Genomic DNA, 10,844 nt, shown 5'->3' with positions numbered 1-10,844 from the left:
GGCGTGGGCCGATTGCGACGGTCATCCGGAGAATGTGTTCACCCGCGATGAGCTGCTGGACAACGTGATGGTCTATTGGGTGACCGATACCGGCGCATCGGCGGCCCGCTTGTACTGGGAGAGCTTCCGGGTGTGGGGGCAGATGGATCGCGTCGAAATGCCCACGGGCGTCGCGGCCTTCCCGGGCGAGCTGCTGAAGGCGCCCAGAAGCTGGTGCGAGCCGGTCTACAACATCACGCACTGGACGACAATGGACCGCGGCGGGCACTTCGCCGCGTTCGAACAACCGGAGCTGTTCGTCGAGGACGTCCGCGCGTTTTTTGCGGCGGTGCGCTCCTAGACGATCCGCCAACCTCGTCGGGCACGAAATCGCATGTCCCACAAGTAGATCTGGTACCCGAGGAGCCAGGCCCCGTGCGGCAGGAAGAGGTCTGCCAGTCGCAGCGCGGACAGCAGCCACTCGAACCGGCGCTGCTGGCGTTGCGACCAGTCCAGCCGCATCAGCGCGCGAAACTCCGGAGCCAGAAACCCCGTCGTCGCAAACAGGTTGAACGGGCCGGCCAGGACGCGCAACGGCCACGGCAGGAACGCCAGCGACGCCACGCCGCGCAGATGCTCCCTCACCGGCGGGTCGATGCGCAGCTCGTCGAGGGTGCGCTTCCAGTACTCGTCGAACGCCGCCCGGTCCGGCGGCCACATGCGATCGGGCACCTGCAGCGTGGTGGCCAGCCGCTTGGCGTCGAGGTAGACCGCGTCGGCGGTGTCCGGATCATTCAGGTCGAGCGGGCCGTGGAGGAACTCGTGCTGGTCGACGAAATAGCGGTACAGGCACGAGGCCACCCACAGCTGCAGCTTGGGGTCGAAAGCGTTGTAGGACACCGGGCTTGACGACGTGGAGCGGACCTGCCGGTGCGCGACGTCCACCGCACCGCGGATCAACGCGCGGTCGGACCCGGTCCCGATGGTGGCGACCGCGAGGTAGGTGCCGGTGGTGCGGGCCCGCTTGAACGGATGCTTGTAGACGTTGCCGCTGTCCACCGGGCTTTCCAGCACGCCGTACCCGACGCCGGGCAGGGACAACTGCATGATCACGTTCGCGGCCGGGAGCAACAGTGCCGCCGGGTTCAGCAGGTCGGCGACCCGGGTCGCGGGCCGCTTCATCGCGGACGACGCCATGTCGTCGAGTGAACCACGTACCGCGGCCGAGACGTTAGAACCGGCCGAAAACGGGCACGCCTGGGCAGATGAGTACCCCATTCGGCGTCCCGGCTTCCGGGCCGCCGCGCCACCGGGCGGCCCTGTCGACGAGCGCGTTCGAGTCATCCCTGCTGATGTGGTGGGTGATCGTCGTGCTGATCGCCGCGGTGATCGTCGCGGCCATCTTCGCGATGGCGTAGGCCGCGCTGATCGTCTAACCGGCGCGCCCCGTGTGAGACGCTGCCAGGGTGTGGGCGACGCGGACCCGGCTAGCCGGCGTGCTGGCCGGCTACCTGGCCGACGTCGCGCTGGGCGACCCGGTGCGGGGGCATCCGGTCGCGGCCTTCGGGCGGGCCGCCGCCGAGTTGGAGAAGGTGACCTACCGCGACAGCAGAATGGCGGGGGTGGTGCACGTCGGCGTGCTGGTCGGGGCCGTCAGCGTGTTCGGCGCCGCGCTGCAACGGACCGCCGATCGCGGTGGCCCGCCGTGGTCGATCGCCGCCACCGCGGCGGCCACCTGGGTATCGGTGGGCGGAACATCGTTGGCGCGCACCGGCTTGGCGATGTCGGAACTGCTGGAGCGGGGGGACATCGAGGCCGCGCGCCGGCTGCTGCCGTCGCTGTGCGGGCGCGACCCGGCCTGGCTGGACGGCGCCGGCCTGACGCGTGCGTCGCTGGAATCGGTCGCGGAAAACACGTCCGACGCCCAGGTGGCGCCGCTGCTGTGCGCGGCGATGGGCGGTACGCCCGCGGTGCTGGCGTACCGCGCCGTCAACACGCTGGACTCGATGATCGGTTACCGATCGGCCCGCTACGCCCGATTCGGTTGGGCCGCAGCGAGATTGGATGATGCGGCCAACTACGTGGGCGCGCGGGCGACGGCGGCGTTGGTGGTGATGTTCGCGCCTTTCGTCAGCGGGTCGCCCTCGGGTGCGGTACGGGCCTGGCGCCGTGATGCCGCCCGTCACCCCAGCCCCAACGCAGGTGTCGTCGAGGCGGCCTTCGCCGGGACGCTGGGGGTGCGACTCGGCGGCCCCACCCAGTACCGCCACGAGTTGCAGATCCGGCCGACCCTGGGCGACGGCCGCGAGCCGACGGTGGCCGACCTGCGCCGTGCGGTGGCGCTGTCGCGGACGGTGCAAGCGGGTGCCGCGCTGCTGGCGGTGCTGCTGTGTTACCTGCGGCGGCCGTAGCGGTCGGCGAGTTTCGCCTCCACGGTCTTCGGGGCCTCCGGAGCCGGCGCCGCCTCGGCCGCGGGATGCTGTTGCTTTTCCCGGCGGCGCGCGCGGATCTCGGAATATACGAAGTAGCCCAACCCGAGTGGCGCGACGATGCCGAAGGAAATCCACTGGATGCCGTAGGACAGGAAGGGCCCGGCGTCCAGGTGGGGCACGCCGATCACGCCGAGCCCGCCGGGCTGGTCCTCGGTCAACTGAAGATACGAGCCCGCCAGCGGGACCTTGGTCAGCGACGAGACCTGTGCGGTGCTGATCGAGTACACCTGCTGCACACCGTCTTGGGTGAAGGGGTCTTTGCCCGGCGCGATTGCCTCGGAGTCGCGCAGCCGCGCGGTGATGGTGACCGTGTCCTGGGGCGGGCGGGGGATCGGCGGGACATGGGATCCCTGTTCGGGCCGCACGTAGCCCCGGTCCACGAGCACGGTGGGTCCGGCGTCGACGACGAACGGTGCCAGCACCTCGAACGCCGGCTTGCCCTCGATCACCCGCAACCGGGCGAGCACCTGGACGTCGGGCAGGTAGTGCCCGGTGGCCGTCACGCGGCGCCATTGCGCGTTCGGGGCCGACGAACCCTGTTGCGGCAGCAGCGTTTTAAGAGGAACGAGGTCGGTATTGAGGGAATACTCGATCTGACGGTTCTCCCGCGACGTCCGGTTGTGCTTGCCCAGCTGCCAGGGCGCCAGCACCGTGAAACACAGGTAAGTGAAGGCGATGACCACCAGCGCCAGCGCGATCCAGCCGGGTCGCAGCAGGAACGTCAGCCGACGCATCACCCGGGGCATCAGGGCGATCCGTTCCCGTCGAGTCGGTCGTCCACCCAGGCGTGCAGGCCGGGCAGCGCGGCCTCGATGACGGCGAAGACATCCTCGAAGTCCTGCGCGTCGCCGTAGTAGGGATCCTCGACGTCGGGGGCGTGGGCGCTCGAACGGGGGTCGAAGGACCGCAACATTCGCACCCGTTCGTCGTCGACACCCAGCTCGCGCAGCATCCGAAGATGGTTGCGGCCCAGCGCCACCACCAGGTCGGCCGCCAGATGGTCGACGTCGACCTGAGCGGCGCGGTGGTCGGTGGAGTAGCCGTGGACGCGCAGCACTTCGGTCGCCCGGTCGTCGGCGCATTGGCCGACGTGCCAGTTGCCGGTGCCCGCGCTGGTCACCCGAACGGCGTCGGCCAGGCCGCGGCGGCGCAGCTGGTCGGCGAACATCTTCTCGGCCATTACCGACCGGCAGATGTTCCCCGTGCAGACGAAGGTGACGTGCAGCGGCTCAGACACCGAGCGCCGCCCGCAGCTCGTCGATGGTCGCGGCGTGCGTCACGCCGGTGACGCTGAACCCGTCGGCGAAATCGTCCCGCCCGTAGCCCCAGCCCACCACCACCGTGTCGATGCCGTGCGCGGCCGCGCCGTGCACGTCGTGGCTGCGGTCGCCGACCATGAGCACCCGCTCGGGCAGCGGCTGCAACTGCTCCAATGCGTGCGCCAGCACGTCGACCTTGGTCTTGCGGGAGCCGTCGGGGCTGGCCCCGGCGATCACCTCGAAATGCCGGTCGAGCCCGAAATGGGCGAGGATGCGCCGGGCCGTCGGTTCCAGCTTCGAGGTGGCCACGGCGAGCCGGACGCCGGCGGCGCTCAGATCGGCCAGCAGCGGCTCGATGCCGTCGAACAGCGTGTTCATCGCCCAGCCCCGGCTGCCGTATTCGGCGCGGAAGGCGGTGATCGCCTGCTTGGCGTCCTCGCCCAGCATGGACCGGAAGGTGTCGTCCATCGGCGGGCCCACGATCTGCGCCACCAGGTCACCGTCGGGCACCGCGACGCCGACGTGCTCGAGCGCATGCAGGAAGCTGGCCACGATCCCCTCCGCGGAGTCGGTGAGGGTGCCGTCGAGGTCGAAGATCACCAGCTCGGTGGTGCGGCCGGGCGAAGGGCGATCGGTGGACGTTGTGCCTGTCACCTCACCATTGTCCTCGATGGTCGCGTCCGGGTGTGACGGTGTCGCTGCCACGCGCCCAAGCAGCCCACTAGTGTTTCTCGGATGGCGAGTCTGAACCTGAGCCCGCCTGCGACGCGCTATCACGGTGATCAGGCCGTCGCACCCGGGATGCTGGATTTCGCCGTCAACGTCCGTCACGCGCAACCGCCCGAGTGGCTGGTGCGGCGGCTGGCCGTGCGGCTGCCCGATCTTGGGCGCTACCCGAGCGCCCAGGACGTGCGCTCGGCGCAGGACGCGGTCGCGGAGCGGCACGGCCGACGACGCGACGAGGTGCTGCCGCTGGCCGGGGCCGCGGAGGGGTTCGCGTTGCTGAGCAACCTGCGTCCGGCGCGGGCGGCGATCGTCGCGCCCTCGTTCACCGAGCCGGCGGACGCCCTCAGCGCGGCCGGGGTGCCCGTGCACCACGTGGTGCTCGAGCCGCCCTTCGGCCTGGACGCGGTGACCGTTCCCGACGACGCCGAACTGGTCGTGGTGGGCAACCCCACCAATCCCACCTCGGTGCTGCACACCCGCGAGCAGCTCCTCGCGTTGCGGCGGCCCGGCCGGATCCTGGTGGTCGACGAGGCGTTCGCCGATTCGATCCCGGGCGAACCGGAGTCGCTGGCCGCTGACTCGCTACCCGACGTGCTGGTGCTGCGCAGCCTGACCAAGACGTGGGCGCTGGCGGGATTGCGGGTGGGCTACGCCCTGGGCTCCCCGGAACTGCTGACCCGATTGACCTCTCAGCGTGCCCACTGGCCGGTGGGGACGCTGCAACTGGCGGCGATCGCGGCGTGTTGCGGCCGTCAGGCCGTCGCCGAGGCTGCGGCCGGCGCCATGCGCCTGGCGGAGTTGCGCGCCGAGATGGTGGCCGGCCTGACGTCGGTCGGCGCCGAGGTGGTCGACGGCCGGGCCCCGTTCGTGCTGTTCCGCAGGGCGGACGCCGTTGAGATTCGAAAAACTCTGCAGGACAGGGGGATTGCCATCCGTCGCTGTGATACGTTCGTCGGCTTGGACGAGCGCTACCTGCGGGCCACGGTGCGCCGGGAGTGGCCGCTGCTGGTCCAGGCCATCGCGGAGGTGCGCCGGTGAGCGTGCGGCTGGCCGACGTCGTCGACGTGCTGGACGAGGCCTACCCGCCGCGGCTCGCCGAATCGTGGGACTCGGTGGGCCTGGTGTGCGGCGACCCCGACGATGCGATCGAGTCGGTGACCGTCGCGGTCGACGCGACGGCCGCGGTCGTCGACGAAGTTCCCGAGGGTGACCTGCTGCTGGCCCACCACCCCTTACTGCTGCGCGGGGTTGACACCGTGGCGGCCAGCACCCCCAAAGGCGCGCTGGTACACCGCCTGATCCGAACGGGGCGTTCGCTGTTCACCGCGCACACCAACGCCGACTCGGCCTCACCGGGCGTGTCCGATGCGCTGGCCCAGGCCCTCGGCCTCACTGTCGAAGCCGCCCTGGAGCCGCGAACGGCCGCGCCCGACCTGGACAAGTGGGTCATCTATGTGCCGCGCGACAACGCGGAAGCGGTGCAGGCGGCCGTGTTCGAGGCGGGCGCCGGGCACATCGGCGACTACTCGCACTGCAGCTGGAGCGTCAGCGGCATCGGGCAGTTCCTGCCGCACGAAGGGGCGTCGCCCGCGGTGGGCAGCGTCGGAGCCGTCGAGAAGGTGGCCGAGGACCGGTTCGAGGTCGTCGCGCCCGCTCGGATCCGGGCCGCCGTGCTGGCGGCCATGCGCGCCGCCCACCCCTACGAGGAGCCCGCGTTCGACGTCTTCGCGTTGCTGCCCCCACCCGGTGACGCCGGGTTGGGCCGCATCGGCGCCCTGCCCCGGCCCGAACCGCTGCGCGACTTCGTGGCCCGCGTCGAAGCCGCCCTGCCGCGCACGGCGTGGGGCGTGCGCGCGGCCGGCGATCCCGACCTGCCGGTATCCCGGGTCGCCGTTTGCGGCGGCGCCGGGGACTCGCTGCTCGCGGCGGCGGCCGGCGCGGGCGTGCAGGCTTACCTGACTTCCGACCTGCGGCACCATCCGGCCGACGAGCATCGCCGGGCCTCCGGCGTGGCGCTGATCGACGTGGCGCACTGGGCGAGTGAATTCCCCTGGTGCGACCAGGCCGCCGACCTGCTGCGGTCCCGTTTCGGCGCCGCGCTGCCGGTGCGGGTATGCACGATTCGCACCGACCCATGGAATATGGGGCAAATGGAGGGTGACCACTGATGAAGGCCGAAGTCGCTCAGCAGCGTTCGCTGCTCGAGCTGTCGAAGCTGGATGCCGAGCTGTCCCGCATCACGCACCGGGCCAGCCATCTGGCGGAGCAACAGGCCTGCGAGCGGCTGCAGGAGGAACTCAGCGCCGCCGGTGACCGGTTGGGAGCCATTCGGATCGCGTTGGAGGACATCGACGTTCAGGTGTCGCGGTTCGAGTCCGAAATCGAGGCGGTCCGGCAGCGCGAGGACCGCGACAGGTCGTTGCTACAGTCCGGTGCCACCGACGCGAAGCAACTGTCGGATCTACAGCACGAGCTGGAGACCCTGACGCGCCGCCAGGCCAGCCTGGAAGATTCGCTGCTCGATGTGATGGAGCGCCGCGAGGAGCTGCAGTCCCAGCTGGATGACGGACAGGGCAAGGTCGAAGCGCTGGAGGCCGAATTGGCCGAAGCCCAGCGGGCTCTCGACGCCGCGCTCGCCGAAATCAGCGAGACCCGGCAGGCTCATTCGTCGCGGCGCGAAACGCTGAGCGCGACGCTGGACCCCGCCCTGTCCGCGTTGTACGAACGCCAGCGCGTCGGGGGAGGCCCGGGCGCCGGGCCGTTGCTCGGGCGCCGGTGCGGTGCCTGCCGCCTCGAGATCGACCGCGGCGAAATGTCGCGGATCTCCGCCGCCGCCGAAGACGACGTGGTGCGGTGCCCAGAGTGTGGCGCGATCCTGTTGCGGGTCAAGGGGTTCGACCAGTGAAGGTGGTGATCGAGGCCGACGGGGGGTCGCGCGGCAATCCCGGCCCGGCCGGATACGGCGCCGTGGTGTGGACGGAGGACCGCTCCACGGTGCTCGCGGAGAGCAAGCAGGCGATCGGCAGGGCCACGAACAACGTGGCCGAATATCGTGGCCTGCTGGCCGGTTTGGACGACGCCCTGCGGGTTGGTGCGACCGAGGCCGCGGTTTTCCTGGATTCCAAGCTGCTGGTGGAGCAGATGTCGGGGCGGTGGAAGGTCAAGCATCCCGACCTGGTCGAGCTGCACGGCCAGGCCCGAAAGCTGGCGGCGCGGTTCGATCGGATCGGCTACACGTGGATTCCGCGGGACCGCAACTCGTACGCCGATCGGCTGGCCAACGAGGCGATGGACGCGGCCGCCGCCAGCGACCCCGGGGAGGATCCCGGGCAGGCCGCGGCCGAGCCCGCGAAAACCGCAGCGGCGCAGTCCTCGCCATCCCCGCAGGCACCCGGATGGACCGGCGCGCGCGGGACGCCGACCAGGCTGCTGTTGCTGCGACACGGCCAGACCGAGCTGTCGGCGCAGCGCCGCTATTCGGGCCGCGGCAACCCGGCCCTGACCGAAGTGGGGCGCCGGCAGGCCGATGCCGCGGCGCGTTATCTGGCGCAGCGCGGGGGAATCTCGGCCGTGTTCGCCTCACCGCTGCAGCGGGCCTACGACACCGCGGCCAGGGCCGCCAAGGCGCTCGGCCTGGACGTGACCGTCGACGACGACTTGATCGAGACCGACTTCGGCGCCTGGGAGGGGTTGACGTTCGCCGAAGCCGCCGAGCGTGACTCGGAGCTGCACGGGCGCTGGCTGCGGGACACCGGCACGACCCCGCCGGGCGGTGAAAGCTTCGACGACGTGCTCGACCGGGTCCTGAAGGCCCGCGAGCGCATCATCGCCGCGCACCAGGGCACGACGGTGCTGGTGGTGTCCCACGTGACGCCGATCAAGATGCTGCTGCGGCTCGCGCTGGAGGCGGGGCCGGGAATCCTGTACCGGTTGCACCTCGACCTCGCGTCTCTGAGCATTGCGGAGTTCTATTCTGACGGGGCGTCTTCTGTGCGTTTGGTGAACCAGACGGGCTACCTGTAGGCGTCAAGGAGAACTCATGCGGCCGTCTCAACCATCAGGAGATTCGATTCCTGCGGACGTTCGGGCGCTGGTGATGCCGGCCGTGCTCGACGAGTTGACCCGATGGGGCGTCGAGCGGTTCAGCATCGAGGCGTTGGCCGAGCGGCATCACTTGGACCCCGCGATGGTGTACCGGTACTGGGCAGATCGGCGCCAACTCATCGTCGATGCGGTTCTTTCCGATGTCGAGAAGGTGAGTTCGGGAACCGACACCGGCTCATTGCGGGGAGACTTAGAGGCCTTGGCCCGCAATGTGACCAATCGGATCAACACTGAAGTCGGCTGCACACTGTTGCGCGCGCTGGTGATGGACCGCCGTGGGGGGCACGACGAACTCACCCGCGTGAGGTTCTGGCGGGCGCATTTCGCTGCGATGCGCGCGGTCGTGGACCGGGCCAGGGAGCGGGGCGAATTGCGCGGCGGCGTCAACACCCTGGCGGCGGTTCAGATCCTGCTGGCGCCGCTCAACATTCGGGCCCTGTACTCCGACGTCCCCGTCGACGACGACTATTGCGCCGCCATCGTCGACATGGCATGGCACGCGCTGGCCCGCCGGTGAGCCTGGTCGTACCATCCGCCTATGAGAAGGACATTCGTCGCGACATTAGCCTTCGGTTTGATCGTCGCCTTGTTCGGTTTGATCTGGGCACTTCAGGGATTCGGGGTGCTTGGTGGTAGCCCGATGAGCAACACCACGACGTGGTCGGTCATCGGTCCGATCACGGCCGTGATCGGCATCGTGATCGCAGTAGTCAGCTGGCGGAAACTCTCGTCAAAATAGTCCTTCACGTCCCCGTCACGGTGAAGTCCACCGTGTGCCAGCCGGTGGCGCCGTCGGGGACCGTCGCGGCCCGATCCGCAGTCTGAGTGGCTCCGGTGTTGTCGGTGGCGCGCACCGTGATGGTGTGCTGCCCAGGGCTCGTCGCCTGCCAGGGAAAGCTCCACAGCCGCCACGTCTCGTTGGAGTAGCTCGCGCCCTGTTCGGCGGCCTGCCACGCGCCGTCGTCGATGCGGACTTCCACGAGCCGCACGCCGCGATTCTGCGCCCACGCGACACCGCCGAAAACCACGGGACCCACCGGCACCCGCTGACCGCTTTTCGGCACGTCGATCCGCGACTCGGTCTTGACGGGTGCGCGCGGTGCCCAGCCCTGCCGCGTCCAGTAGGCCTCCGCCTTGTCGAAGCGGGTCAGCTCCATGTCGACGACCCACTTGGTGGCCGACACGTACCCATAGAGCCCGGGCACGATCAGCCGGGCCGGATAGCCGTGCTCGATCGGCAGGGGCTCACCGTTGAGGGCGACCGCCAGCAGCGCGTCGCGGCCATCGGTGAGCGCATCCACCGGCGTGCCGGCGGTGAACCCGTCGATCGACGTCGACAGCACCATGTCGGCCTCCGGACGCACACCGGCCGCGGCCAACAGATCGGCCATTCGATAGCCCATCCAGACCCCGGTCGAAATGAGTTTGCCGCCAACGGGATTGGACACGCAGGTAAGCGTCGTCACCTTTTCGATCACGTCAAAGCCGGCGAGGTCGGCGAAGGTGTAGGTGGCTTCCCGGTGCACCATGCCGTGAATGCGCAGCCGCCAGTCGGAGTGGCTGAGTTGGGGAACGGTGAGCGCGGTGTCCACCCGGTAGAAGTCGGCGCTGGGGGTGACGAAGCTAGGCAGCGCAACGCCTTTCGGCTGCACATCGGTGGGTATCGGGGGCGCCGAGGTGCGCGGTCTGGGCAGCGTGAAGCTGGTGCGGTCCGCGGCCACCGAATGCACCAACCGCGTGATGACCGCGCCCGCCACGCCGCTCACGACTCCGAATCCGAGCACGCCGAGCACGACCAACCTGCGCCTGCCGGTATCCGGCTCGTCGTGGTCGCCGGTGTCTTCGGGGACCGGCCGAAAACGACGGGTGAGCAGGCGCAGGGCCGCGACGCCGCAGGCCGCGCCCGCGATGGTCGGGATCGTGTCAAGCACCGTCGCGCCCTGCCGCGACAGCACCGCGACGCATCCGAGTGCGCCCGCCGCGGCGATCACGGCGCTACCGATTGGACGGCGCCGGGTCTCGAACGTGCCGGCAATGGCGGCGATTGCGGCGATCGCCACCAGCACGGCCACGGCTAGGAAGAGTTTGTCCAGCGAGCCCAGGGTCTGAATCGCCCACTCTTTGACCGGGCCCGGTGTCAGGTCGACGACGGCCGCGCCGATCGCGGCCCGCGCGTCGGCCCGCGCACCGAACGGGATGCCCACCAGCTGGGCTACCCCGAGCGCGACGGCCGCGGCGGCGACCCCGGCGATCATCCGCTCGTTTGACGGCGCGCCGGCCACCG

At 70.1% G+C, this 10,844-nt stretch carries 14 protein-coding genes; 9 read left to right on the top strand and 5 right to left on the bottom strand.

Annotated elements, in window-relative coordinates; all coding sequences use genetic code 11:
- Positions 1–340 (top strand): alpha/beta fold hydrolase (locus tag A5781_RS03225; RefSeq protein WP_369817671.1); only part of this gene is annotated, 340 nt, incomplete at its 5' end.
- Here A5781_RS03225 and A5781_RS03220 read toward each other — a convergent pair.
- Positions 337–1,161, bottom strand: coding sequence for an oxygenase MpaB family protein (locus A5781_RS03220; protein ID WP_067201083.1), 825 nt, complete (start codon positions 1,159–1,161; stop codon positions 337–339). The genes A5781_RS03225 and A5781_RS03220 overlap by 4 nt on opposite strands.
- Before the next feature lie 83 nt (positions 1,162–1,244).
- On the opposite strand from A5781_RS03220, the gene A5781_RS25430 reads away from it, so the two are divergent.
- Both A5781_RS25430 and A5781_RS03215 read left to right on the top strand, forming a co-directional pair.
- Positions 1,245–1,397 (top strand): hypothetical protein, encoded by a 153-nt coding sequence (locus A5781_RS25430; RefSeq protein WP_156624335.1) that lies wholly within the window; start codon positions 1,245–1,247, stop codon positions 1,395–1,397.
- 48 nt (positions 1,398–1,445) lie between these two features.
- Positions 1,446–2,390 (top strand): cobalamin biosynthesis protein, encoded by a 945-nt coding sequence (locus A5781_RS03215; protein WP_067201012.1) that lies wholly within the window; start codon positions 1,446–1,448, stop codon positions 2,388–2,390.
- Here the strand turns inward: A5781_RS03215 and A5781_RS03210 are convergent.
- From A5781_RS03210 to A5781_RS03200, 3 genes are read right to left on the bottom strand one after another with little or no spacing between them, the layout of a single operon-like run.
- Positions 2,372–3,205 carry an SURF1 family protein gene (locus A5781_RS03210; protein ID WP_067201082.1) on the bottom strand — a complete coding sequence of 278 codons (834 nt, stop codon included), beginning with the start codon at positions 3,203–3,205 and terminating at the stop codon, positions 2,372–2,374. The two genes, A5781_RS03215 and A5781_RS03210, sit on opposite strands and share 19 nt — an antisense overlap.
- 11 nt (positions 3,206–3,216) lie before the next feature.
- Positions 3,217–3,708 carry a low molecular weight protein-tyrosine-phosphatase gene (locus tag A5781_RS03205; RefSeq protein ID WP_067201008.1) on the bottom strand — a complete coding sequence of 164 codons (492 nt, stop codon included), beginning with the start codon at positions 3,706–3,708 and terminating at the stop codon, positions 3,217–3,219.
- Positions 3,701–4,384, bottom strand: a complete 684-nt coding sequence (locus A5781_RS03200) for an HAD-IA family hydrolase (protein ID WP_197503671.1) — start codon at positions 4,382–4,384, stop codon at positions 3,701–3,703. The genes A5781_RS03205 and A5781_RS03200 overlap by 8 nt, the downstream gene beginning before the upstream one ends.
- An 81-nt stretch (positions 4,385–4,465) precedes the next feature.
- On the opposite strand from A5781_RS03200, the gene cobC reads away from it, so the two are divergent.
- From cobC to A5781_RS03170, 6 genes are read left to right on the top strand one after another with little or no spacing between them, the layout of a single operon-like run.
- Positions 4,466–5,494: an Rv2231c family pyridoxal phosphate-dependent protein CobC gene (gene cobC / locus A5781_RS03195; protein ID WP_067201005.1), complete on the top strand. Its 1,029-nt coding sequence runs from the start codon at positions 4,466–4,468 to the stop codon at positions 5,492–5,494.
- Complete coding sequence (locus tag A5781_RS03190; RefSeq protein ID WP_067201002.1) at positions 5,491–6,624, top strand: Nif3-like dinuclear metal center hexameric protein; 1,134 nt, start codon at positions 5,491–5,493, stop codon at positions 6,622–6,624. The genes cobC and A5781_RS03190 overlap by 4 nt, the downstream gene beginning before the upstream one ends.
- Entirely contained in the window at positions 6,624–7,361 is a 738-nt protein-coding gene (locus tag A5781_RS03185; RefSeq protein WP_067201000.1) for a zinc ribbon domain-containing protein, read from the top strand. The genes A5781_RS03190 and A5781_RS03185 overlap by 1 nt, the downstream gene beginning before the upstream one ends.
- Complete coding sequence (locus A5781_RS03180; RefSeq protein ID WP_067200995.1) at positions 7,358–8,479, top strand: bifunctional RNase H/acid phosphatase; 1,122 nt, start codon at positions 7,358–7,360, stop codon at positions 8,477–8,479. Before A5781_RS03185 ends, A5781_RS03180 begins: the two co-directional genes overlap by 4 nt.
- A 16-nt stretch (positions 8,480–8,495) precedes the next feature.
- Positions 8,496–9,077, top strand: a complete 582-nt coding sequence (locus A5781_RS03175) for a TetR-like C-terminal domain-containing protein (protein WP_067200993.1) — start codon at positions 8,496–8,498, stop codon at positions 9,075–9,077.
- A 21-nt stretch (positions 9,078–9,098) separates the two neighbouring features.
- Complete coding sequence (locus A5781_RS03170) at positions 9,099–9,299, top strand: hypothetical protein (RefSeq protein WP_067200991.1); 201 nt, start codon at positions 9,099–9,101, stop codon at positions 9,297–9,299.
- Positions 9,300–9,303: 4 nt separating this feature from the next.
- On the opposite strand, the gene A5781_RS03165 is transcribed toward A5781_RS03170, so the two are convergent.
- Positions 9,304–10,815, bottom strand: a complete 1,512-nt coding sequence (locus A5781_RS03165; RefSeq protein WP_067201079.1) for a molybdopterin-dependent oxidoreductase — start codon at positions 10,813–10,815, stop codon at positions 9,304–9,306.
- Positions 10,816–10,844 lie beyond the last annotated feature (29 nt).

Source organism: Mycobacterium sp. 852002-30065_SCH5024008 (genome assembly GCF_001665645.1).
Taxonomy (GTDB): domain Bacteria; phylum Actinomycetota; class Actinomycetes; order Mycobacteriales; family Mycobacteriaceae; genus Mycobacterium; species Mycobacterium paraffinicum.
The sequence above is the reverse complement of the archived record's forward strand: the minus strand, read 5'-3'. Positions and strand labels throughout refer to the sequence as shown.